The organism is Cellulomonas sp. FA1 (assembly GCF_000986825.1).
Lineage (GTDB): Bacteria > Actinomycetota > Actinomycetes > Actinomycetales > Cellulomonadaceae > Cellulomonas > Cellulomonas iranensis.
The window spans coordinates 1336501-1359451 of record NZ_LBMY01000001.1 but is presented as its reverse complement, the minus strand read 5'-3'; the positions used below and the strand labels follow the sequence as shown (position 1 = coordinate 1359451).

Annotated in this window: 21 protein-coding genes; 14 read left to right on the top strand and 7 right to left on the bottom strand. The window is 76.0% G+C overall.

Annotated elements, in window-relative coordinates; genetic code table 11:
* The first annotated feature begins 53 nt into the window (after window positions 1-53).
* From GY42_RS06100 to GY42_RS06055, 10 genes are all read left to right on the top strand, one after another.
* Complete coding sequence (locus GY42_RS06100; protein ID WP_046528656.1) at window positions 54-1010, top strand: AAA family ATPase; 957 nt, start codon at window positions 54-56, stop codon at window positions 1008-1010.
* A gap of 46 nt (window positions 1011-1056) precedes the next feature.
* Window positions 1057-2163, top strand: coding sequence for a DUF58 domain-containing protein (locus GY42_RS06095; RefSeq protein WP_236686725.1), 1107 nt, complete (start codon window positions 1057-1059; stop codon window positions 2161-2163).
* Window positions 2160-4550 carry a transglutaminase family protein gene (locus GY42_RS06090; protein ID WP_082131373.1) on the top strand — a complete coding sequence of 797 codons (2391 nt, stop codon included), beginning with the start codon at window positions 2160-2162 and terminating at the stop codon, window positions 4548-4550. The genes GY42_RS06095 and GY42_RS06090 overlap by 4 nt, the downstream gene beginning before the upstream one ends.
* A complete protein-coding gene (locus tag GY42_RS06085; protein ID WP_046528653.1) occupies window positions 4547-5344 on the top strand; it encodes an RDD family protein in 798 nt (265 codons plus the stop codon). The genes GY42_RS06090 and GY42_RS06085 overlap by 4 nt, the downstream gene beginning before the upstream one ends.
* Window positions 5257-5775 carry an FHA domain-containing protein gene (locus GY42_RS18950; protein WP_052748232.1) on the top strand — a complete coding sequence of 173 codons (519 nt, stop codon included), beginning with the start codon at window positions 5257-5259 and terminating at the stop codon, window positions 5773-5775. Before GY42_RS06085 ends, GY42_RS18950 begins: the two co-directional genes overlap by 88 nt.
* A 78-nt stretch (window positions 5776-5853) precedes the next feature.
* Complete coding sequence (locus GY42_RS06075) at window positions 5854-7329, top strand: outer membrane protein assembly factor BamB family protein (RefSeq protein WP_046528652.1); 1476 nt, start codon at window positions 5854-5856, stop codon at window positions 7327-7329.
* Between the two features lie 205 nt (window positions 7330-7534).
* On the top strand, window positions 7535-9307 hold the full coding sequence (gene leuA / locus GY42_RS06070; protein WP_046528651.1) for a 2-isopropylmalate synthase: 1773 nt from the start codon (window positions 7535-7537) through the stop codon (window positions 9305-9307).
* 210 nt (window positions 9308-9517) lie between these two features.
* A complete protein-coding gene (gene recO, locus GY42_RS06065; protein WP_046528650.1) occupies window positions 9518-10249 on the top strand; it encodes a DNA repair protein RecO in 732 nt (243 codons plus the stop codon).
* A 48-nt stretch (window positions 10250-10297) separates the two neighbouring features.
* Window positions 10298-11083: an isoprenyl transferase gene (locus GY42_RS06060; RefSeq protein ID WP_046528649.1), complete on the top strand. Its 786-nt coding sequence runs from the start codon at window positions 10298-10300 to the stop codon at window positions 11081-11083.
* Between the two features lie 34 nt (window positions 11084-11117).
* Window positions 11118-11474, top strand: coding sequence for a VOC family protein (locus tag GY42_RS06055; RefSeq protein ID WP_046528648.1), 357 nt, complete (start codon window positions 11118-11120; stop codon window positions 11472-11474).
* A gap of 22 nt (window positions 11475-11496) precedes the next feature.
* Here the strand turns inward: GY42_RS06055 and GY42_RS06050 are convergent, their stop codons facing one another.
* The 4 genes from GY42_RS06050 to GY42_RS06035 are packed head-to-tail and all read right to left on the bottom strand — an operon-like array spanning window position 11497 to window position 14826.
* Entirely contained in the window at window positions 11497-12081 is a 585-nt protein-coding gene (locus tag GY42_RS06050) for a DedA family protein (protein ID WP_236686724.1), read from the bottom strand.
* Between the two features lie 32 nt (window positions 12082-12113).
* On the bottom strand, window positions 12114-13037 hold the full coding sequence (locus GY42_RS06045; RefSeq protein WP_163275799.1) for a metal ABC transporter permease: 924 nt from the start codon (window positions 13035-13037) through the stop codon (window positions 12114-12116).
* A gap of 41 nt (window positions 13038-13078) precedes the next feature.
* Window positions 13079-13849 carry a metal ABC transporter ATP-binding protein gene (locus tag GY42_RS06040; protein WP_052748231.1) on the bottom strand — a complete coding sequence of 257 codons (771 nt, stop codon included), beginning with the start codon at window positions 13847-13849 and terminating at the stop codon, window positions 13079-13081.
* Window positions 13846-14826 (bottom strand): metal ABC transporter substrate-binding protein, encoded by a 981-nt coding sequence (locus tag GY42_RS06035; protein WP_046530613.1) that lies wholly within the window; start codon window positions 14824-14826, stop codon window positions 13846-13848. Before GY42_RS06035 ends, GY42_RS06040 begins: the two co-directional genes overlap by 4 nt.
* A 163-nt stretch (window positions 14827-14989) precedes the next feature.
* Here GY42_RS06035 and GY42_RS06030 point away from each other — a divergent pair, with 163 nt between their 5' ends.
* Both GY42_RS06030 and GY42_RS06025 read left to right on the top strand, forming a co-directional pair.
* Window positions 14990-16378 (top strand): glycine--tRNA ligase, encoded by a 1389-nt coding sequence (locus GY42_RS06030; protein WP_046528646.1) that lies wholly within the window; start codon window positions 14990-14992, stop codon window positions 16376-16378.
* Between the two features lie 4 nt (window positions 16379-16382).
* A complete protein-coding gene (locus GY42_RS06025; protein WP_236686723.1) occupies window positions 16383-17237 on the top strand; it encodes a nucleotidyltransferase domain-containing protein in 855 nt (284 codons plus the stop codon).
* A 67-nt stretch (window positions 17238-17304) separates the two neighbouring features.
* On the opposite strand, the gene GY42_RS06020 is transcribed toward GY42_RS06025, so the two are convergent.
* Complete coding sequence (locus GY42_RS06020) at window positions 17305-17967, bottom strand: hypothetical protein (RefSeq protein ID WP_046528645.1); 663 nt, start codon at window positions 17965-17967, stop codon at window positions 17305-17307.
* A 90-nt stretch (window positions 17968-18057) separates the two neighbouring features.
* On the opposite strand from GY42_RS06020, the gene dusB reads away from it, so the two are divergent.
* The gene (gene dusB / locus GY42_RS06015; protein WP_046528644.1) at window positions 18058-19251 is read left to right on the top strand and encodes a tRNA dihydrouridine synthase DusB; all 1194 of its coding nucleotides are present in this window, start codon (window positions 18058-18060) and stop codon (window positions 19249-19251) included.
* A gap of 46 nt (window positions 19252-19297) precedes the next feature.
* On the opposite strand, the gene GY42_RS06010 is transcribed toward dusB, so the two are convergent.
* Complete coding sequence (locus GY42_RS06010) at window positions 19298-19966, bottom strand: class I SAM-dependent methyltransferase (protein ID WP_046528643.1); 669 nt, start codon at window positions 19964-19966, stop codon at window positions 19298-19300.
* Between the two features lie 62 nt (window positions 19967-20028).
* Between GY42_RS06010 and GY42_RS06005 the strand changes: the two genes are divergently transcribed.
* Window positions 20029-21126: a carboxylate-amine ligase gene (locus GY42_RS06005; protein ID WP_046528642.1), complete on the top strand. Its 1098-nt coding sequence runs from the start codon at window positions 20029-20031 to the stop codon at window positions 21124-21126.
* Window positions 21127-21183: 57 nt separating this feature from the next.
* On the opposite strand, the gene GY42_RS06000 is transcribed toward GY42_RS06005, so the two are convergent.
* The gene (locus GY42_RS06000; protein ID WP_046528641.1) at window positions 21184-22899 is read right to left on the bottom strand and encodes a glycoside hydrolase family 13 protein; all 1716 of its coding nucleotides are present in this window, start codon (window positions 22897-22899) and stop codon (window positions 21184-21186) included.
* Window positions 22900-22951: the final 52 nt, after the last annotated feature.

The following is a 22951-nucleotide window of genomic DNA, read 5'->3' as shown; positions in this document are numbered from 1 at the left end:
TCGCCGCACCGCACGACCCCCTCCCACCCCGCACCGCACAGGAGCCTTCGACGATGACCCCCGAGCAGACGACCTGGTTCGCCGAGACGTTCGAGGCGCTGGTCGCCAACGTGGGGGAGGCGCTCCTGGGCAAGGAGGAGACCGTCAAGCTCGTGCTGACCGCGATGCTCGCGGACGGGCACGTGCTGCTCGAGGACGCGCCCGGCACGGGCAAGACGTCCCTCGCGAAGGCGGTCGCGGCGACCGTGCAGGGCTCGCACCACCGCATCCAGTTCACGCCGGACCTCCTGCCCTCCGACGTCACGGGCGTGACGATCTACGACCAGTCGTCGCAGCGGTTCGAGTTCCACCCCGGCCCGATCTTCGCGTCGGTCGTGCTCGCGGACGAGATCAACCGCGCGTCGCCCAAGACGCAGGCCGCGCTCCTCGAGGTCATGGAGGAGGCCAACGTCACGGTCGACGGCGTCACGCACCCCGTCGGGCGCCCCTTCATGGTGATCGCGACGCAGAACCCCATCGAGCAGGCCGGCACGTACCGTCTGCCCGAGGCGCAGCTCGACCGGTTCCTCGTCAAGACGTCGCTCGGGTACCCCGACCGGGCGTCGGCCGTCGAGATCCTCGCCGGCGCCAAGGACCGCACCGCGGCGCTGCACCCGCGCATCACGACGCAGGCCGTCGGCACGATGGCCGACCTCGCGCTCACGGTGCACGTCGACGAGGCCGTCCTCGACTACGTCGCGCGCCTCCTCGAGGCCACCCGGGACGACGCGCAGACCGCGCTGGGCGCGAGCGTGCGCGGCGGGCTCGCGCTCGTGCGGTGCGCCAAGGTCTGGGCGGCCGCCGACGGGCGCGACTACGTGCTGCCCGACGACGTCAAGGTGCTCGCGCAGCCCGTGCTCGCGCACCGCCTCGTGCTCGACTCCGAGGCCGAGTTCGCGGGCGTCACCGCCACCGAGGTCCTGGGCCGCGTGCTCGGGCAGGTCGCGCCGCCCGCGCTCCGGCAGGCCTGACGCCATGGGCCTGCGCGTCGCACCCCTCGGCTGGGGGGTGCTCGTCGTGGCGCTCCTCGCCCTGGCGGCGGGGCGCCTGCTCGGGTGGGGCGAGCTCGCGTCGCTCGGGGTCGCCGGCCTCGCGGTCGTCGTCGTCGGGCTCCTCATGACGGTCGGCCGCACGCGGTACCGCGTGGTGCTCGACCTCGCGGACCACCGCGTGCGGATCGGCCAGCGCGCCGTCGGGCGCGTCGAGGTGCGCAACGCGGCCCGTCGCCGCGCGCTGCCCTCGCAGGTCGACCTGCCCGTCGGCGACCGCCTCGTCGAGCTGTCGGTCCCGGGCCTCGCGCCCGACGCCGTGCACGACGACCTGTTCGCGGTGCCGACGGAGCGGCGCGCGGTCATCGTCGTGGGGCCCGTCGTGTCGCGCCGCGGCGACCCGCTGGGCCTCGTGCAGCGCCGCCTGCGGTGGACCGAGCCGTCCGAGCTGTTCGTGCACCCCGAGGTCGTCGCGCTCGGCGGCGCGAACGCGGGCCTGCTGCGCGACCTCGAGGGCCAGTCGACGCGCGACCTGTCCGACTCCGACCTGAACTTCCACGCGCTGCGCGACTACGTCGCGGGCGACGACCGGCGCTACATCCACTGGCGCACCACGGCACGCCGCGGCAAGCTCATGGTCAAGCAGTTCGAGGACACGCGCCGCACGCTCACGGTCGTCGCGCTCGCCAACGCGACCGGCGACTACCGGGACCCCGACGAGCTCGAGCTCGCGGTGTCCGTGGCCGCGTCGGTCGCGGTGCAGGCGATCCGTGACGAGCGCGACGTCGAGGTGCTCGCGGGCCCCGGCCGGCTGCGCACCGCGACGCCGCCGCTGCTGCTCGACGACTGCTCGCGGCTCGCGTCGTCGAGCGCGGGCGCGGGCGTCGTCCTGCTCGGGCGGCGCGTGGTGCGCGAGACGCCGGACGCCTCGGTGGCGTTCCTCGTCACCGGCGGCGCGCCGAGCGACACGGACCTGCGCCTCGGCGCGCGGGCGCTGCCCGCCGGGACGCGTGCCGTCGTGCTGCGGTGCGCGCTGGGCGAGGACGTCGCGGTCCGCACGCAGGGGTCGTTGACCCTCGCCACGGTCGGCGCGCTCGCCGACCTGCCCCGCGCGCTGCGGCGGGTGGTCGGATGAGCGCGGGTCGGCGCGTCGGCGTGCGCGAGCCGGTCGACGCGGTCCGTGACGTCGTCGCGCTCGTCGCGGCGACGGGTCTCGCACTGACGCCGCTCGTGCCCGTGTACGGCGTGTCCGCGGTGCTGCCGGCGCTCGTCGGCGGGGTCGTGCTGGGCACCGCCGTCACGCTGGTGGCGGCGGCGCGCCGCTGGTCGGCGCTCGTGGTCGTCGCCCTGCTGGTGGGCGCGTACGCGCTCGCGGGCGGCGCGCTCGCGGCCCCGACGACGACGGTCGGCGGCGTGCTGCCGACCCCCGCGACGTTCCTCGCGCTCGCGCGCGGCGCCGCCTCGACCTGGAAGCAGGTGCTGACGCTCCAGCCGCCGGTCGGCACGGGCGGCACGCTGCTCGTCGCGGCGTTCCTGCTGGCGCTCGTGGGGACGGCGGGGGCGCTCGCGCTGTCGCTGCGCGTGCGGCGCCCGGCCGTCGCCGCGCTCGCGGGTGTCGTCCCGCTGCTCGTGCTCGTCGGGTCGATCGTGCTCGGCACGCGCACGCCGCCGGTGCCGCCGGCGGCGGCCGGCACGGCCCTCGTCGCGCTGGTGCTCACGTGGGCGGCGTGGCGGACGGGGCGCTGGCGCCCGCGCCGCGTCGTCGCGACCGGTGCGCTCGCGGCGGTCGCCGCGGCCGGTGGTCTGCTCGGCGGTCCGCTCGTCGTGGCCGACCAGCCGCGCGTCGTCGTGCGCGACGAGATCGTGCCCCCGTTCGACCCGCGCGACTACCCGAGCCCGCTCGCGTCGTTCCGTCGCCTCGTCAAGCTCGACGACACCGTGCTCATGACGCTCGACGGCCTGCCCGACGGCGCGCGCGTGCGGCTCGCGACGTTCGACCGCTACGACGGCGTGGTCTTCAACGTCGCGGGCGACGGGTCGGCGCAGGCGTCGGGGGAGTTCCGGCGCGTCGGCGACCGGCTCGACGTCGCCGCGCGCGGCGAGCGGGCCCGCGTCGAGGTCACGGTCGGCGACCTGCAGGGCGTGTGGCTCCCGACGGTCGGCCTCGCGACCTCGGTGGACCTCGGCCCCGCGACGGACGACCTGCGGTACAACGACGCCACCGGCGCCGCGGTCGTCACGTCCGGCGTGCGCGAGGGCATGACGTACCGGCTCGACGTGGTCGTGCCCGACGTCCCCGACGACGACACGATCGGCGGGGCGGGGGCCGCGTCGGTCGTCCAGCCCGCGTCGCAGGGCGTCCCGCAGGCGGTCGCGGTCGCCGCCGCCGACGTCGCGCGTGACGCCGGGACCCCGGTGCAGGTGGCGCGCGCCATCTCGAGCTACCTGGCGGACGAGGGCTTCTTCAGCCACGGCCTCACCGACGCGGGCGACCACCCGTCGTTGTCGGGGCACGGCGCCAAGCGGCTCGCGGACCTGCTGGCGGGCCAGACGATGGTCGGCGACGGCGAGCAGTACGCGTCGGCGGCCGCGCTCATGATCCGCGAGATGGGTCTGCCGGCCCGCGTCGTGCTGGGGTTCGTGCCCGGTTCGGGCGACGACGAGGAGGGCGACGGCGACGTCGCGGTGCCGACCGACGACGACGGTGCTGTCGAGATCCGCGGGCGCGACGTGCAGGCGTGGGTCGAGGTCGCGTTCGCGGGCCACGGCTGGGTGCCGTTCGACGTGACGCCCCCGCAGTCGCGCACGCCGGACCAGGAGCAGGAGGAGACGGACACCGACCCGCAGCCGCAGGTCGTGCAGCCGCCCGTGCTGCCGCCGGACCGCGTGACGCCGCCCGAGGACGACACCGAGCAGCCGCAGGCGGAGGACCCGGCCGCGGACGACTCGGCCCTCGCCCGGTGGCTGCGCATCGCCGCGTGGGCGGGCGTCGGCCTCGGCGGCGTGCTGGTGCTGCTGTCCCCGCTGCTCGTCGTCGTCGCGCTCAAGGCGCGTCGCCGCCGCCGGCGACGGCGCGCGGCCGACCCGGTGCGTCGGGTCGCGGGCGGGTGGGACGAGGTCGTCGACACGGCCCGCGACATGGGCGGTGCGCCGCCGGGTGCCGCGACCCGTCGCGAGACCGCCCGCGCGTGGGCGACGACGATCGTCGGTGGCCACCCCGCCGTGGCGGCACGCGTGGAGGCGCTCGCACGCCGCGCCGACCGTGCGGTGTTCGCCGCGGGTACGCCGGACCGTTCCGAGGTCGACGCGTACTGGGCGGACGTGGACGCGACGGTGGGCGCCCTGCGGGGCACGCTGCCGTGGCGTCGCCGCGTGCGGGCGCACGGGTCGCTCGCGTCGCTGCGCGCCCGCCGGGCCGTCGCGGCCGCCGCACGGGCCGACCGTGACCGGGCGACCCGCACGACCGCTGTGCCCGGACGCGGCCCCCGCCGCGCCGGCCGACCCCGCCGAGGTGGACGATGACCCCCGCACCTGCACCCGCCCTCGCCGTCGACGACCGGCCCGCCGGTCTGGGCCGGCGGTTCGTCGCGGCGCTGGTCGACCAGGTGCTGGTCCTCGTGCTGGGCGGCGGGCTGGTGGTCGTGGCGTCGCTGCGCGTCGTCCTCGCGCTGCGCGACGACCCGACGACGCTGCCCGCGCTGCCCGTGCCGCTGCTGGCGCTCGGCTCGGTCCTGGCGCTCGCGGTCACGGTGACGCAGTGGCTCCTGCACGGCCGCCACGGCTGGACGCTCGGTCGCCGGCTGCTGGGCGTGCGCACGGTCGACGCGCACAGCCGCCGCCCGCTCGGCCCGTGGCGCGTGCTGCTCCGCGGGCTCGTGGTCGCGGCGGGCGTGCTCGCGTGCGGCGTGGGGCAGCTCGTCGTGCTCCTGTCGCCGCTGTTCGACCGCACCGGCCGGTGCCGCGGCTGGCACGACCGTGCGGCGGGCGCCGAGGTGCTGCGCGTCGCGACGGTCGCCGTGCCGGCCGGGTCGCGCCCCGGGCGCGGCGCCCACGCCGTGCCGGTGCGCGGCCCGCAGCGACCCGCGGCACCCGCGGCCCCGCCCCCAGCGGCCCGGCGGTGGACGACGCGCCGTTCCGGCCGCCCGCGGCGGCCGCCGTGCCGCCGCCCTTCACCGGCGCGACGCCCGTCGTCGGTGCGCACCGTGCCGGGCCGCCGACCGACGGCCTCGTGCTCGCGCCGCTGCACCAGCAGCGCTCGGCGCCCGACCTCGACACCCGGGCGATCCCCGTGGTGCGCGCCGAGGACCCCGCGCTGACCTTCGGGCTCGCGCCCGAGCTCGAGCTGACGCGCCCCGCGCCGCCGCGGACGGACGTCCTGCCGGAGCCGCGTGCGGCGGCGTCCGGGCTGCGGGTCACGCTCGACGACGGTCGGGTCCTCACCGTCGAACGCGTGGCCCTCGTCGGCCGCAACCCCACGCCCGCGCCCGCCGTGCAGGTCGTGCGCGTGGTCGACCCCGGACGGTCGGTGTCCAAGACGCACCTGCAGCTCGAGGTCGACGCGACGGGGGCGTGGGTCGTCGACCGGGGCTCGACCAACGGGACGGTGGTGACGCTGCCCGACGGCGGGCAGGTCGTGTGCCGCGTCGACCATCCCGTGCGCCTGCGCGAGGGCGTCGTCGTCGCGTTCGGCGACCGGTCGTTGCGCGTCGTGCAGGTGCCCGCCCGGGGGGCCGGGGACCCCGCGTAGCACGCGGCACGAGGGCCGTCCGGGGGTCGTCGGCCGGAACCCCTCCCGGCGGTGACGGCCGTGGCCTAGGGTCGGCGCATGGGCGGCACGCGCCCGGGCGCGCGGATGCGACCGGTCGAGCTTGTCGACGAGGACGACGACCGTCCGGCGTCGGGCACGTCCGCGCGCCACGGAGACCCCGGGCCGGGTGACGACGGGCCCGACGACGGCTCGACCGCGGGAGCCGGCGGCCCGTCGTGGCGCCGGTGGTGGCCGTGGGTCGTCGGGGTCGCGGTCCTCGCGGTGTCGTCGGCGGGCGTCGCGACGGTGCAGGCCGACGCGTTCGCGCGCGAGCGCGCCGACCGGATCGCGCGCGTCCCGGGCATGGTCCGGCCCGTCGAGCAGGCCCCCGCCGTGCGGTGGCGTGCACCGGCCGAGGGCCCGGCGCCGGCCGTCGCGGCGGGCGGTGCGCTGGTCCTGCTGTCGGTCGCCGACGGCACGTGGACCGCCCGCGCGCACGACCCGGCCACCGGCGACGTGCGGTGGGAGCTCCCGCTGGTCGAGCAGCCCGGCGCCGGGTTCGAGAGCCTCGTGGTCACGTGCGCGGCGGGCGACGCGCAGCAGGACGTGCTGCTGTGCGCGTGGGCCGAGCCGGACGTGCTGTACGGCGGCGCCGAGGTGACGACGCCGTACGCGCCGCCGACGCGCGTCGTCGCGGTCGACCCGGCCGACGGCGCGGTGCTGGGGGAGTGGGAGGCCGCGGGGCCGACGCTCGGCGTGACGCGCGTCGACGACGACCTCGTGGTGGCGGTGGCGCGGCCCGACCGCCGGGTGACGGTCGAGCGCCGGGCCGGCACCAGCGGCGAGGTGCGCTGGTCGTGGACGTCGCCGGAGTCGCTCGTGGACCCCACCGGGGTGCGCGTCCCGCCGCGGCTCGTCGCCGACCGGCGGGTCGTCACGATGGCCGGCATCGCGCCCACCGTGCTCGACGCGCGCAGCGGCGACGTCATCAGGTCGGGCGGGCGCGGGCGGCAGATGCTCGCGCGCGGGCTGCCCGACGGCGGGTACGTCCTGTGGGTCTGGACGGTCGGGGCCGAGCTGCGCGCCGCGGACGGCACGGTGCGCGGCGAGGTGCCGGCGCTCCCGGTGCGCGTCGTCACGGACGGGTCGCTCGACGGGTGGCTGCTGGTCGACACCGGCAACCAGGTCGAGGCCGTCGCGGCGCAGGACGGTGCCCCGCGGTGGCGGCTGACGACGCCCGCGGAGCCGGTCGCGGCGGTGGACGGCGTCGTGGTGCTCGCCCGCGACGCGACCGTCCTGGTCGTCGACGGCGGCGACGGCCGCGAGCTGTGGGAGCGTCGCGAGCCGCGCGAGGTGCTGTCCGACCCGGTGACCGACGGCCTGCACGCGATCGTCGCCGTGCCGGGCCGCGACGCGACCGACCTGGTGGCCCGGGGGCTGCACGACGGCGTCCTGGCCTGGGACGTCGCGCTGCCCGCCGACGTCGAGCAGGTCGTCGCGGTGGGCGGCCGGCTCGTCGCGCTCACGGGTGCGGAGGCGCTCGTCCTGGGGTGAGCGCCGCGGCGGTGCGCGCGGTCGGCGCGTCCGACCCGTGGCCACGGGTTGCGGCCGTGGGCACCCACGGGGGTATGGTCGGCGCGTGCGTACACGCTCGCTGCTCCTTCGTCGCCGCGACGAGGCCCTCTAGGCCGGCTCCTCGTCGCGGAGTGCTGGCGTGCCCGGCTGACGACACCGTCCGCACCGTGACGAAGGACCCCCGATGAGCAGCCAGACCCCCGTGACGCCCGCCCCGGCCGCGCAGCGCAACCCGCAGCAGCCGTCCGGCATGCCGGTGCACCGCTACCGCCCGTTCCACGAGCAGATCCGCGTCGAGCTGCCGGACCGCACGTGGCCCGACAAGCGCATGACGCAGGCGCCGCGGTGGTGCGCGGTCGACCTGCGCGACGGCAACCAGGCGCTGATCGAGCCGATGAGCCCGGCGCGCAAGCTCGAGATGTTCGAGCTGCTGGTCGCGATGGGGTTCAAGGAGATCGAGGTCGGCTTCCCGTCGGCGTCGCAGACCGACTACGACTTCGTGCGCATGCTCATCGAGGAGCAGCGCATCCCCGACGACGTCGTCATCCAGGTGCTGACGCAGGCGCGCGAGCACCTCATCGAGCGGACGTACGAGTCGCTCGCGGGTGCCAAGCAGGCGATCGTGCACCTGTACAACTCGACGTCGACGCTGCAGCGCGAGGTCGTGTTCCGCTCCGACGAGGACGGCATCGCCGACATCGCCGTCTCGGGCGCGCGGTTCTGCCGCAAGTACGAGGAGCTGATCCCCGACACCGAGGTGTTCTACGAGTACAGCCCCGAGTCGTACACGGGCACCGAGCTCGAGTACGCCGTCCGCGTGTGCAACGCCGTGCTCGACGTCCTGGAGCCGACGCCCGAGCGCCCGGTCATCATCAACCTGCCCGCGACGGTCGAGATGGCGACGCCCAACGTCTACGCCGACTCGATCGAGTGGATGAGCCGTCACCTGCACCACCGCGAGTCGGTCGTGCTGTCGCTGCACCCGCACAACGACCGCGGCACCGCGGTCGCGGCGGCCGAGCTGGGGTACCTGGCCGGTGCGGACCGCATCGAGGGCTGCCTGTTCGGCAACGGCGAGCGCACGGGCAACGTCGACCTGGTCACGCTGGGCATGAACCTGTTCAGCCAGGGCATCGACCCGCAGCTCGACTTCTCCGACATCGACCGCATCCGGCGGACCGTGGAGCGCTGCAACCAGATGCCGGTGCACGAGCGGCACCCGTACGGCGGCGACCTGGTGTTCACGGCGTTCTCGGGCTCGCACCAGGACGCGATCAAGAAGGGCCTGGACGCGATGGAGGTACGCGCGGCCGCGCAGGGCGTCCCCGTCGCCGACGCCGAGTGGGCCGTGCCGTACCTGCCGATCGACCCCAAGGACGTCGGCCGGTCGTACGAGGCGATCATCCGCGTGAACTCGCAGTCCGGGAAGGGCGGCATCTCGTACCTGCTGAAGTCCGAGAAGGACCTCGACCTGCCGCGCCGGCTGCAGATCGAGTTCTCGCAGGTCGTGCAGCAGCACACCGACCAGCACGGCACCGAGGTCACGGCCGACGACCTGTGGTCGATCTTCAACGACGAGTACCTGCCGGTGACGCCGGGCGGTCCGCTCGCGCCGTGGGGCCGGTTCTCGCTGCGCGGCACGCGTGTCACCAGCACCGAGGGCGGCCAGGACACGCTCGAGGTCGACCTCGTGGACCGCGGCGTCGAGCGCACCCTGACCGGCACCGGCAACGGCCCGGTCGCCGCGTTCGTCGCCGCGCTCGCCCAGGTGGGCGCGGACGTGGCCGTGCTCGACTACGCCGAGCACGCGCTGTCCGCCGGCGGTGACGCGACCGCCGCCGCGTACGTCGAGTGCGCGATCGGCGACGACATCCTGTGGGGCGTCGGCATCGACCCGTCCATCACGACGGCGTCGCTCAAGGCGATCGTCTCCGCGGTCAACCGGCACGAGCGCTGACGCGCCGTCCCCCGATCGTCCGTCCCGGCGCGCGCACGAGCGCGCGGGGCCGGACCCGCGGGGCGTGGCGGCGGCGACCCCGTCCGTCGTGCCCCGCGTCCCCCGTGCCGCCGACCCGTCGTCGGCGACCCCGACCCACGGCCCGGCCCCGGCGCACCCACCCGCGCGCCGCGTTCGGTCCGTGTCGGCGGCACGGGGGACAATGACCGCGTGAGCCTCTACCGCGACGAGGCGATCGTGCTGCGCACCCACAAGCTGGGGGAGGCCGACCGCATCGTCACCCTCCTGACGCGCGAGCACGGCAAGGTGCGCGCCGTCGGCAAGGGCGTGCGTCGCACGACGTCGCGGTTCGGCTCGCGGCTCGAGCCGTTCATGCACGTGGACGTGCAGCTCAGCACGGGCCGCAACCTCGACGTCGTGACGCAGGTCGAGACGCTGGGCCCGTACGGCCGCCACGTCAGCGAGGACTACGCGCTGTACACCGTGGGCACGGCGATGCTCGAGACGGCCGAGCGCCTCGTCGAGGCCGAGCGTGAGCCGTCGGTGCAGCAGTACCGCCTGCTGGTCGGCGCCGTGCGCGCGCTCGCGACGCGCGCGCACGCGCCGGGGCTCGTGCTGGACTCCTACCTGCTGCGGGCGCTCGCGGTCGCGGGCTGGGCGCCGAGCTTCACCGACTGCGCGCGCTGCGGCGCGCCGGGTCCGCACCACGCGTTCGCGCCCGCGGTCGGCGGCGCGGTGTGCGGCGCGTGCCGCCCCCCGGGTGCGGCGGCACCGGCGCCCGAGACGTTCACGTTGCTCGCGGCGCTGCTCTCGGGCGACTGGGAGGTCGCCGACGCGAGCGCCGAGCGGCACCGCGCGGAGGGCAACGGGCTCGTCGCGGTGTTCTGCCAGTTCCACCTCGAGCGGCGGCTGCGGTCGCTGCCGATGGTCGAGCGGGTCTGATCCCCGCCGGGCGGCCCGGCGCACCGGGCGGCCTGGCACGATGTGTCCGTGCCCCGCGAGATCGTGCCGCCCTACCCGCACCCGTCCGGCGCCCGTCCGCCGCAGATCCCGCGGCAGTTCGTGCCGCGGCACGTCGCCGTGGTCATGGACGGCAACGGGCGGTGGGCCAACGCGCGCGGGCTGCCGCGCGTCGAGGGGCACCGCGCGGGCGAGGCGTCGCTCCTCGAGGTCGTGGCCGGGGCCATCGAGATCGGCGTGCAGCACGTGTCTGCGTACGCGTTCTCGACCGAGAACTGGTCGCGCTCGCCCGAGGAGGTGCGGTTCCTCATGGGCTTCAACCGCGACGTGCTGCGCCGGCGGCGCGACCTCATGCACTCGTGGGGCGTGCGGGTGCGCTGGGCGGGGCGGCGGCCGCGCCTGTGGCGCTCGGTGGTCGCCGAGCTCGAGGAGGCCGAGCGCCTCACCGTCGACAACACGACCTGCACGCTGACGATGTGCGTCAACTACGGCGGCCGTGCCGAGATCGCCGACGCCGCACGGCAGATCGCACGCGAGGTCGCGGCCGGCCGGCTCAACCCGGAGCGGGTGACCGAGAAGACCGTGCAGCGGTTCCTCGACGAGCCGGACCTGCCCGACGTCGACCTGTTCCTGCGGTCGTCGGGCGAGCAGCGCATCTCGAACTTCATGCTCTGGCAGTCGGCGTACGCCGAGATGGTGTTCCTCGACGAGCCGTGGCCCGACGTCGACCGGCGGCACCTGTGGCGCGCGGTCGAGACGTACGCGCGCCGCGACCGGCGCTACGGGGGAGCGGTGGACGCCCCGGCGACCTCCTGACCCGGTTGTCGGTGCCGGTCGCTACGGTCGCCCCATGAGCCTGACGCTGAACATGGTCACCTTCGACACGACCGACCCGCGCGAGCTGGCGGCCTGGTGGCGCGACCGGACCGGTGCCGCCGTGGTGCACGAGGACGACGGGTTCGTCGTCCTCGCGCCGCCCGCGGGGCTCCCGGCGCTGGGGTTCCAGCGCGTGGCCGACGTCGCACCGGGCAAGAACCGCGTGCACCTCGACCTCGCGGCACCGGACCCGGCCGCCGCGGTCGCGGACCTCGTCGCGGCCGGTGCCACCCGCGTCGGCGACCACGGGCTGGCCGACGGGTTCACCTGGACGGTCCTGGCCGACCCGCACGGCAACCAGTTCTGCGTGTCGGCGGCGCACGCCGACTGACGCGGTGCGGGCGCGGCGGGCGTCAGCGTGAGCCGGAGGACGCCGGCTCGTCGACGGCGGCGGCCTCGGCGGGGGCCGTCGTGCGTCGACGCGCCGCGGTGATCACGCCCGCGGCGACCGCGGCGAGGACTGCTCCCAGGACGACGACTCCCCACGGCGACCCGGTGGCCAGGTTCAGGGCGCCCCAGACCGCGCCGATCCCGACGGTCCCCCAGATCACCGCCCACGCGACCGCGCCGGGCAGCGACGCGAGCGTGAAGCGCAGGTAGGGCATGCGCACGAGGCCGGCCGCCGCGAAGACCGCCGTCTGCACACCGACGGTCACGTAGGCCACGGTCACCGCCACCGGGCCCCAGCGGTGCACGAGCGCGACCCCGCGGCGGGCCGCGGGCGTCGACGTCAGGCGTGCCGTGCGGTCGACGGTGCGCCGCCACCAGGCGGGCCCGTGGCGGTGCTCGCCCTCGTAGCGCGCACCACGCGCGACGCCGCGTCCCGCCCAGTAGGTGAGGTGGGAACGGGCCAGGACGATGACGAACAGGCACAGCAGCGCGACCGCGACGGGCATCCCGTCGAGGCCGTACCCCTGCAGGACCTGTGCCGGCGTCACCGTTCGATCCTACGTCGCGCGCGGGCGCGGCCTCACGGCCGTCGGGGCGCCGTGGGGGCCTCGTGCCCGGCGTCCGGTGCGCACGCCGCGTCGACGGCCGGCACGAGCACGTCGTCGGACATGTCGGGGTGCGGGTCGTGCGCGGTGCGCCGGCGTGCGAGGACGGGGTGCAGCAGCGCCGAGAGCGCGTAGAGGACGATCGCGAGCACCACGATCGTCGCGCCCGGCGGCACGTCGTTCCAGTACGTGACGACGAGCCCCACGACGCTCACGGCGACGCCGATCCCGCTGGCCACGGCCATGGTGCGGCCGAACGAGCGCGCGTAGAGCTGCGCGACGGCGACGGGCACGATCATGAGCGCGCTCACCAGCAGCAGCCCGACCACGCGCATCGCGATGGTCACGGTGAGCGCGGCGAGCGTCGCGACGAGCATCGACACCAGGCGCACCGGCAGCCCGCTGGCGCGCGCGAACTCCTCGTCGTGGCTCACCGCGAACAGCGTCCAGCGCAGGCCGACGCCCACGCCCAGCACGAGGACCGCCAGGGCGACGGTCCACCACAGGTCACCGGTCGAGACGGTCGAGATCGAGCCGAACAGGTAGCTCATGAGGTTGGCGTTGGTGCCGCCGGCGACCTTGATGAGGAGCACGCCGCCGGCGATGCCGCCGTAGAACATGATCGCGAGCGCGAGGTCGCCGCTCGTGCGGCCGCGCTCGCGCACGAGCTCGATCACGACGGACCCGACGACGGCCGCCACGACCGCGCCGGGCACCGCGAGGGCGTCGGCGGGGGAGACGGCCGCCCAGCTGCCCACGAGCCACCCGAGCGCGACGCCCGTCAGCGCGACGTGCCCGATCCCGTCGCCCATGAGCGCCATGCGGCGCTGCACGAGGAACGTGCCGACGACGGGTGCGGCGGCGCCGACGAGCACCGCGGCGATCAGCGCGCGCTGCATGAGCGGCGAGCCGAGCAGCGTCAGCACCTGGTCCCACGCGCTCACGGGGTCACCTCCAGCGTGAGGTCGGGGCCGTCGGCGGGCGGCTCGGGGTCGGCGTGCGGGTGCAGGTGGTCGTGCTCGGCGTGACCGTGCTCGCCGCGGGCGGGCGGCGGCGGGCCGTCGTGCACGACGCGGCCGTGCCGCAGGACGACGGCGCGGTCGATGAGCGGCGCGAAGGGCCCGATCTCGTGGAGGATCACGACGACGGTGGTGCCGGCGTCGCGCAGCCGCGACAGCGCCGTGACGAACGTGTCCTGCGTCGGCAGGTCGATGCCCGTGGTCGGCTCGTCGAGCACCAGCAGGGCGGGCTCGCGGACCAGGGCGCGCGCGATGAGCACGCGCTGCTGCTGCCCGCCGGACATCTCCTGCACGCGCCGGTCCACGAGGTCCTCCACGCCCAGCGCGGCGAGCGCCGCGGTCGCGCGGGCACGCCGGTCGCGCGGGGGGCGCAGCCGACGGCCGTGCAGCAGGCCGGACACGACGACCTCGAGCGCGGTGGTCGGGACGCCGCCCGCGGCGGCCATGCGCTGCGGCACGTACCCGACGCGCTGCCACGGCACGCCGCGGCCGAGCGGCTCGCCCAGGAGCCGGACGTCGCCGGACGCGAGCGGCACGACGCCGAGCAGCGCGCGCACGAGCGTGGACTTGCCGGAGCCGTTGGCGCCGAGCAGGGCGACGACCTGGCCGGGGGGCACCGCGAGGTCGACGCCGCGGACGATGGGCTGGCCGCCGAGCGTCACGTGGACGTCGGTGGCGTCGATCGCGTTCACGAGCAGGACAATGCCACGCGCAGGGCCTCGAGGTTCGCCTGCGCGATCGAGAAGTAGTCCTGCGCGTCGTCCGTCAGCCCCTCGATCGGGTCGAGGACGGCGGTCTCGACCCCGAGGTCGGACGCCAGGGTCTGCGCGACCTTCGGGGACGCGAGCGTCTCGAAGAAGATCGTCGTGACGCCCTCGGCGCGGACGAGGTCGCCGACCTCGCGCAGCCGCGCGGGCGAGGGCTCGGTCTCGGGGTCGACGCCCGCGATGCCGACCTGCTCGAGGTCGTAGCGCTGCGCGAGGTACCCGAACGCCTCGTGCGTCGTGACGACCGTGCGGCGCTCGCACGTGGCCAGCCCGGCGGCGTACGCGTCGTCGAGCTCGCCGAAGCGCGTGCCGAGGGCGGCGGCGTTGGCGCGGTAGGTGTCGGCGCCGTCGGGGTCGATCTCGCTCAGCGCGTCGGCGACGGCGTCGGCCACGGTCGGCATGCGCGTGGGGTCGAGCCAGAAGTGCGGGTCGAGCCCGCCGTGGTCGTGGGCGTCGTCGGCGTGCTCGTCGGCGTGCTCGTCGTCCTCGCCGAGCTCGTGCGAGTGGCCCTCCTGCGCGGTCGTCTCGAGGTCGGCGACCTCGGCGGCGTCGACGACGTGCGCGGGACCGGCCTCGGACACGGCGGCGTCGACGGCGGCCTGGAAGCCCGACTGGTAGACGACGAGCTGCGCGGCGGCGACGGACGCGACCTGCGCGGGCGAGAGCTCGACGTCGTGCGGCTCGGCGCCGGGCGGCGTCAGCGAGCCGACGTCGACGCGGTCGCCGCCGACCTGCTCGGCGACCATCTGCAACGGGTAGAACGACGCGAGGACGCTGAGGGTCCCGTCGTCGCCGCCCGCGGCGGTCGAGCACGCCCCGAGGGCGAGCACGGGGACGGCGAGCGCGGCCGCGAGGGTCGCGGTGCGGGAGCGGAGGGGGGTGCGGCGGGTGCTGCTCGACATGAGACCCATTCTCAGGTTGGCGAGAACCGTTGTCAAAACAGTCTCCCCGCCGCCGCGCGGACCGGTCCGGTCCGGAGGTCCCGCACGCGCGACCGATAGCCTGTCCCGGTTGTCCCCCGCGGCACCCAGCCGCGGGCTTCCTCGACCCAGGAGAAGAACCACCGTGGCTGCCGCACCGTCCCGTCTCGACGCCGTCGTCTCCCTCGCCAAGCGCCGGGGATTCGTGTTCCCCAGCGGCGAGATCTACGGCGGCACCCGCTCCGCGTGGGACTACGGACCGCTGGGCGTCGAGCTCAAGGAGAACATCAAGCGCCAGTGGTGGCGCGCGATGGTCCAGAGCCGCGAGGACGTCGTCGGCCTGGATTCGTCCGTCATCCTGCCGCGGCAGGTCTGGGTGGCCTCGGGCCACGTCGGCGTGTTCACCGACCCGCTGACCGAGTGCCTCTCGTGCCACAAGCGGTTCCGCGAGGACCACCTGGTCGAGGAGTACGAGGCCAAGAAGGGCCGCGCGCCGGAGCACGGCCTCGGCGACATCGCCTGCCCCAACTGCGGCACGCGCGGCCAGTGGACCGAGCCCCGCGACTTCAACATGATGCTCAAGACGTACCTCGGCCCGATCGAGGACGAGTCGGGCCTGTACTACCTGCGCCCCGAGACCGCGCAGGGCATCTTCGTGAACTTCAAGAACGTCTACACCTCGGCGCGCATGCGCCCGCCGTTCGGCATCGGCCAGATCGGCAAGTCGTTCCGCAACGAGATCACGCCCGGCAACTTCATCTTCCGCACGCGCGAGTTCGAGCAGATGGAGATGGAGTTCTTCGTCGAGCCCGGCACCGACGAGACGTGGCACCAGTACTGGATCGACACCCGCACCGACTGGTACGTCGACCTCGGCATCGACCGCGAGAACCTGCGCCACTACGAGCACCCCGCCGAGAAGCTCTCGCACTACTCCAAGCGCACGGTCGACATCGAGTACCGGTTCGGCTTCACCGGCAGCGAGTGGGGCGAGCTCGAGGGCATCGCCAACCGCACCGACTTCGACCTCGGCACGCACAGCGAGCACTCGGGCCAGGACCTGTCGTTCTTCGACCAGGCCAAGAACGAGCGCTACGTGCCGTACGTCATCGAGCCGGCCGCGGGCCTCACCCGCTCGCTCATGGCGTTCCTCGTGGAGTCGTACCACGAGGACGAGGCCCCCAACACCAAGGGCGGCGTCGACAAGCGCACGGTGCTCAAGCTCGACCCGCGCCTCGCGCCGGTCAAGGCCGCCGTGCTGCCGCTGTCGCGCAACGAGGCGCTCAGCCCCAAGGCGCGCGACCTCGCCGCCGAGCTGCGGCGCAGCTGGAACGTCGACTTCGACGACGCCGGCGCGATCGGCCGCCGGTACCGCCGGCAGGACGAGATCGGCACGCCGTTCTGCATCACGGTCGACTTCGACACGCTCGAGGACCAGGCCGTGACGATCCGCCACCGCGACGACATGTCGCAGCAGCGGGTCGCGCTCGACCAGGTCACGGCCTACCTCGCGCAGCGCCTCGTCGGCGCCTGACGTCGTGCCCGGCGCGCCGCGCGTCGCGCCGCGCGGCCACGACCTGCCGGGGTCCCTGGCCCCCGCGGTCGTGGCCGCGGTCGACGCGCGCCTGGCCGGCGTCGCGGCGGCCGAGGGCGTCCACGTCGCCTGGGCGGTCGAGTCCGGGAGCCGGGCCTGGGGCTTCCCGTCGCCCGACTCGGACCACGACTGCCGCTTCCTGTACGTCCGCCCGGTCGCGCGCTACCTGGACCCGTGGCCGGCGCGCGACGTGGTCGAGACGCCGCTCGACGCGGTCCTCGACGTCAGCGGCTGGGACGTGCTCAAGGCGGTACGGCTGGCGGTCAAGGGCAACGCCACCGTCGGCGAGTGGCTGCGGTCCCCGCTCGTGTACGGCGGGGAGGCGGGCTTCCGCGACGAGCTGCTGGCGCTCGTCGACGCGGTCGGCGACCGCGCCGGGCTGGTGCGTCACCACCTGAACGTCGGCACGGACCACTGGCGTCGCAGCGGCGCCGCCGACGGCGCGCGCGTGCCGCTCAAGCGGGTGTTCTACGCGGTCCGGCCCGCCGCCGTCCTGCACTGGCTCGCGGCGCGCGACGCGCCCACGCCACCCATGAACCTCGGCGAGCTGCTCGACCAGGCGCCGCCGCCCGCCGAGGTCCGCGCGGCCGTCGACGACCTCGTCGCGGCCAAGGCCGTCACGCGCGAGCTCGGCGACGGCGTCGTGCCGGACGTGCTGCGCGCGTGGGTCGAGGCGCGGTTCGCGGACGCCGAGGCGGCGCTCGCCGGGGGTGCGGGGGGCACGCCCGAGGAGCCGCGCCGCGCCGAGGCCGCGGACCGGTTCCGCGACCTGCTCGCGCGGTGGGCGCCCGACGGCTGACGAGCGCGCCGCCGCGCGCGGACCCGCGTGTCGTCGCCGGTCGGCGGGCGGATGCCCCACGGCGTCGTCAGCTGCCGGGAACCGGGTTCCACGGCCGCTCGACGGTGCCGATCCAGCGCTGCGGTGCGGCCGCGGCGACGGCCTCGGCGGTCGCCCGCGCGACGTCGGGCGACGGTGCGAGGAACAGCCGGTAGCGCACGGGCGGGAGCCCGTCGACGGGGGCGGGATCGGCCGGCACGTGCAGGAGCCGCCGCGACCGGCCGCCGAGCGTCGCCTCGCTCATCCAGATCTCGAGCGACCAGCCCTGCATGCCGATCAGCGCGTTGCCGATCGCGGCACCCGCGCTCAGGGCGACGGGCTTGCGCATGTAGGACACCGCGACCGCGCCGACCTCGTCCCACGACGCGAGCCGTACGCGGTCGTGGCCCTGCCACCAGTCCAGGCCGTCGTGGTCGACGAGCAGGCCGGCCGGGCGCCGCAGGTTCCGTAGCGTCACGACCCCGCCCAGGGCCACCGCACCGAACAGCAGCACGCCGCAGATCAGCACGACCCGCGCCACGGCGATCGTGGTCGGGTCGTCGTTCTCCGACGTCAGCGGGCCGGCGAGCATGACGCCGCAGCCCACCGCGAGCAGCGCGGCCAGCGCGACGCCCACGGTCAGCAGCGGCGTCGCACCCCCGCGGAAGTCGATGCGCGTCGCGCCGGGCGGGGGCGGGGGCAGGTCGGTCACGCCGGGACGTTAGCCGCGCCGTACGGGCCGTCACAACCGCTGCGGCGTGCGGGCGTGGGCCGCGGCGGGGCCGTGGGGGACAATGGGCGGGTGCCCGCGTCCACCCCCGTCCCCGCCACGCCCGTGACCGGTGCGAGCCCGGCGCTCCCGCCGCTGCGCATCGGGCCGATCACGGTCGACACGCCCGTCGTGCTCGCACCGATGGCCGGCGTCACGAACGCGGCGTTCCGGCGGCTGTGCCGCGAGTCGGGTGCCGGGCTGTACGTCGCGGAGATGCTGACGAGCCGCGCGCTCGTCGAGCGCAGCCCCGAGTCGTTCCGGATCATCGCGTTCGAGCCCGACGAGGTGCCGCGCTCGGTGCAGCTCTACGGCGTCGACCCGACCACGGTCGGCGCGGCGGTCCGGCTGCTGGTCGAGGAGGACCGCGCCGACCACGTCGACCTGAACTTCGGCTGCCCCGTGCCCAAGGTGACGCGCCGCGGCGGCGGCGCGGTGCTCCCGTGGAAGCGGGACCTGTTCGCGGCCATCGTCCGCGCGGCCGTCGACGCGGCGCGCCCGCACGGCGTGCCAGTGACCGTGAAGATGCGCAAGGGCATCGACGAGGACCACCTCACGTACGTCGAGGCCGGGCTCGTCGCGCAGGACGCGGGCGTCGCGGCCGTCGCGCTGCACGGGCGCACCGCCGCCGACTACTACTCGGGCACGGCCGACTGGGACGCGATCGCCACCCTCAAGGAGGCGGTCACCGACATCCCGGTGCTCGGCAACGGCGACATCTGGTCGGCCGAGGACGCGCTCGCGATGGTCGCGCACACGCGCTGCGACGGCGTGGTGGTGGGTCGCGGCTGCCAGGGTCGACCGTGGCTGTTCGCCGACCTCGCGGCGGCGTTCGCGGGGTCCGACGTGCGCGTGCGGCCCGGGCTGCGCGAGGTCGCGCAGGTCGTCCGTCGGCACGCCGAGCTCATGGTCGACACCTTCGGCGACGAGGGCAAGGCGCTGCGCGAGATGCGCAAGCACATGGCCTGGTACCTCAAGGGCTACGTGGTGGGCGGCGAGACGCGCGCCCAGCTCGGGCTCGTGTCGTCGCTCGCCGAGCTCGACGACCGGCTCGCGGGGCTCGACCTCGACCAGCCGTACCCGGGTGAGGCCGCCGAGGGCCCGCGCGGCCGCGCCGGGTCGCCCAAGCGTCCGATCCTGCCGTACGGGTGGCTCGACTCGCGCGAGCTGTCGGAGGAGTTCCGGCGCGACCTGCACGAGGCCGAGCTGTCGGTCTCGGGCGGCTGACGCGGGCGTCGACCACCGGCCCCGTGCCGCGGGCCGCGTCGGCCGCTCAGCCCGGTCGGCGCGCGAGCAGGAACGCCTGCGCGTGCCGCTCGTGCGCCTCGGGCTCGCGCACGACCCGCGCCCGCACGTCCAGCCCGGCGCCTGTGAGCACGCCGGCCAGCTCGTCCGGTTGCCAGAGCCACGCGTCCAGGTCGACGTCGTGCCCGTAGGCGCGGGACAGGTGCCGCGGTCCGTCGCCCGCCTGGACGCCGACCAGCAGGTGCCCGCCGGGTGCGAGCACGCGGTGCAGCTCGGCGGCGACGCCCGGCAGCTGCGCGGGCGGCACGTGGATCAGCGAGTACCAGGCCAGCACGCCGGTCTGCGACACGTCGGCGTACGGCAGCGCGGCCAGCGACCCGACCGCGAACGGCAGCGACGGGTGGGCCCGCCGCGCGGCGGCCACCATCGCGCGTGACAGGTCGAGGCCGTGCGCCGCGAGCCCGAGCGCGGCGAGGTGCGCGGTCATGCGGCCCGCGCCGCACCCCACGTCCGCGACCGGGCCCGCCGCGCCGACGAGCGCCGCGAACGCCCCCACGGTCGCCAGGTCGAGGGGCGTCTCGGCCTCGGTGCCCGGCAGGAGCGCCGCGTACGCGTCCGCGACCGTGTCGTAGGCGGTGCGAACGCGCGCGGCGTGCGCGTCCGGGTCGGTCGGTCCGGGGGCGGTCGTCGCGGGCACCGGGAGAGCCTACGCAGCGGCTCGGCGCGCGCACCCGCCCGCGGGGCAGCAGACTGCACGGCGTGCGGAGCATCGGTGTCGAGGAGGAGTACCTGCTGGTCGACGGGCAGGGCGTGCCCACGGGCGTGGCCGACGCGGCCGTGCGCGCGTTCGAGCGCTCGGGGGGTGAGCAGGACCCGACGCCCGGCGGCGGTCTCGAGCACGAGCTGCAGGAGCAGCAGCTCGAGACCGGGACGCCGCCGCGCGTCGACCTGGCCGACGTGGCCGACGAGGTGCGGGCGGGCCGGCGCCGGGCGTCCGACGCCGCGCTCGCGGCCGACGCGCGGCTCGTCGCGCTCGCGACGTCGCCGCTGCCCGGCCCGACGACGCTGACGCACGGCGCGCGGTACGAGGCCATCGCGCAGGCCTACGCGCTGACGGTCCGCGAGCAGCTCACGAGCGGGTGCCACGTGCACGTCGCGGTCGCCGACGACGACGAGGGCGTCGCGGTGCTGGACCGCATCGGGCCGTGGCTGCCGACGCTGCTCGCGCTGAGCGCGAACTCGCCGTACTGGCGCGGCGAGGACTCGGGGTACGCGTCGGTCCGGGCGCAGCAGTGGAACCGCTGGCCGACCGCCGGGCCGACAGCGGTCTTCGGCTCGGCCGCGGCGTACCACGAGGCCGTCGCCGGGCTGGTGGCCTCCGGCGTGGCGCTCGACCCCGGCATGATCTACTTCGACGCCCGGCTGTCGCAGCGCTACCCGACGGTCGAGCTGCGCGTCGCGGACGTGTGCCTGCGCGCCGACGACGCGGTGCTGGTCGCCGCGTTGTGCCGCGCTCTGGTCGAGACGGCGGCGCGCGAGGCGTCCGACGGCGTGCCCCCCGCCGTGCACCGGGTCGAGCCGCTGCGGGCCGCGACGTGGCGGGCCGCGCGCTCGGGTCTCGCGGGCGACCTGCTGGTGCCGCCGTCGATGACGCCGGTGCCGGCGCGTGACGCGGTCGTCGCGCTGCTCGACCACGTGCGACCCGCGCTCGTCGACGCGGGTGACCTCACGACCGTGCAGGACCTGCTGGCCCGGCTGTGGGAGCGCGGCACGGGTGCGGACGAGCAGCGCGGCTGGGCGCACGACGGCGGCCTGCCCGCGGTCGTCGAGCAGGCGGTCGCCGCGACCCTGGCGTGACGCCGACGGCCCGGCCGCCGTGGGGCGACCGGGCCGTCGTCGAGCGTGGCGCCGGCGTCAGGACGCGCGCAGCCAGACCGTCGTGCCGGGCGGGAGCAGGCCGCCGTCGAGCGGGCCGGACGCGAGCAGCACCTGCGCGTCCGCGGGCAGCGCGACGTCCTCGTCGTCGAGGTTCGCGACCACCACGACGTCGCGGTTGCGGAACGCCAGGACGTGCTCGGAGCCGTGCCCCTCGAGCCACTCCAGGCCGCCCGCGCCGAGGTCCTCGGTGCGGCGCGTGCGCAGCGCCGAGCGGTACAGCTCGTACGTCGACCCGTCGGTGCGGCGCTGCCGGTCGGCGGCGAGCTCGGCCCACTCGGCGGGCTGTGGCAGCCACGTGGCGCCGGTGGGGGAGAACCCCAGGCCGGGCGCGTCGCCCTCCCAGGGCAGCGGCACGCGGCAGCCGTCGCGGCCGCGCTCGCCGCCGCCCGTGCGGAAGAACGCGGGGTCCTGGCGCAGGTCGTCGTCGAGCGCGGTGTGCTCGGGCAGCCCGAGCTCCTCGCCCTGGTAGACGTACGCCGAGCCGGGCAGGCCGAGCATGAGCAGCGTCGCGGCGCGGGCGCGCCGCAGGCCGAGCGCGGCGTCGGGCTGCTCGTCGCCGTGGCCGATGCCGTTGGGGCGGTGCGTCGGGTCCGGCAGCCCCAGGCGGGACGCGTGGCGCACGACGTCGTGGTTCGACAGCACCCACGTGGTCGGTGCACCGACCGCGTCGTTGGCCGCGTACGACGACGTGATGACGCGGCGCAGCGACGGGCCGTGCCAGCCGGCCGCGAGGAACGCGAAGTTGAAGGACTGGTGCGCCTCGTCGGGCCGCACGTAGCGCGCGAGGCGGCTCAGCGGCTCGACCCACGCCTCGGTGACCATGGCGCGGTCGCCGTCGTACGTGTCGAGCACGCGACGCCACGCGCGGTAGATCTCGTGCACGCCGTCCTGGTCGAACATCGGTCCGCGGTTGCCCGAGCCGTCGACCGCGTCGACGCCGTCGACGTCGTCGGAGCCCTCGATCATCGTGACGTGGCCGTCCCAGTCGGGCAGGCCCGGCTGCTTGACCATGCCGTGCGCGACGTCGACACGGAACCCGTCGACGCCGCGGTCGAGCCAGAAGCGCAGGACGTCCTCGAACTCCTCGCGGACCTCGGTGTCGTCCCAGTTGAGGTCGGGCTGCTTGCTGTCGAACAGGTGCAGGTACCACTGGCCGGGCGTGCCGTCGGGGTCCGTCGTGCGCGTCCACGCGGGGCCGCCGAAGATCGACTCCCAGTTGTTGGGCGGCAGCTCGCCGTGCTCGCCCCGGCCGTCGCGGAAGTGGTAGCGGGCGCGCTCGCGCGAGCCCGGTCCGGCGGCGAGCGCGGCCTGGAACCACACGTGCTCGTCGGACGTGTGGTTCGGCACGAGGTCGACGATGACGCGCAGGCCGAGCTCGTGCGCGCGCGCGACGAGCGCGTCGGCGTCGGCGAGCGTGCCGAACAGCGGGTCGACGTCGCGGTAGTCGGCGACGTCGTACCCGGCGTCGGCCTGCGGCGAGCGGTAGAACGGCGAGAGCCAGACCGCGTCGACGCCGAGGTCGACGAGGTGCTCGAGACGCGACGTGACACCGGGCAGGTCACCCACGCCGTCGCCCGACGCGTCCGCGAACGAGCGCGGGTAGACCTGGTAGATGACGGCGGTGCGCCACCACTGCGTCCCGGTGTCGGGGTGGTGCGCGATGAGCTCGGTCGAGGGGGACGCGAGGGTCACGGGGTGCCTTCCTGCAGGGTGCGGGGTCAGGGGACGGCGCGGAGGGCGCCGC

Excerpts from the sequence above, each read along its gene's own strand:
- GY42_RS06100 (WP_046528656.1), top strand. The coding sequence starts at position 54 with ATGACCCCCGAGCAGACGACCTGGTTCGCCGAGACGTTCGAGGCGCTG.
- GY42_RS06090 (WP_082131373.1), top strand. The coding sequence starts at position 2,160 with ATGAGCGCGGGTCGGCGCGTCGGCGTGCGCGAGCCGGTCGACGCGGTC.
- GY42_RS06085 (WP_046528653.1), top strand. The coding sequence starts at position 4,547 with ATGACCCCCGCACCTGCACCCGCCCTCGCCGTCGACGACCGGCCCGCC.
- GY42_RS06075 (WP_046528652.1), top strand. The coding sequence starts at position 5,854 with ATGGGCGGCACGCGCCCGGGCGCGCGGATGCGACCGGTCGAGCTTGTC.
- leuA (WP_046528651.1), top strand. The coding sequence starts at position 7,535 with ATGAGCAGCCAGACCCCCGTGACGCCCGCCCCGGCCGCGCAGCGCAAC.
- GY42_RS06055 (WP_046528648.1), top strand. The coding sequence starts at position 11,118 with ATGAGCCTGACGCTGAACATGGTCACCTTCGACACGACCGACCCGCGC.
- GY42_RS06045 (WP_163275799.1), bottom strand. The coding sequence starts at position 13,037 with ATGCAGCGCGCGCTGATCGCCGCGGTGCTCGTCGGCGCCGCCGCACCC.
- GY42_RS06035 (WP_046530613.1), bottom strand. The coding sequence starts at position 14,826 with ATGTCGAGCAGCACCCGCCGCACCCCCCTCCGCTCCCGCACCGCGACC.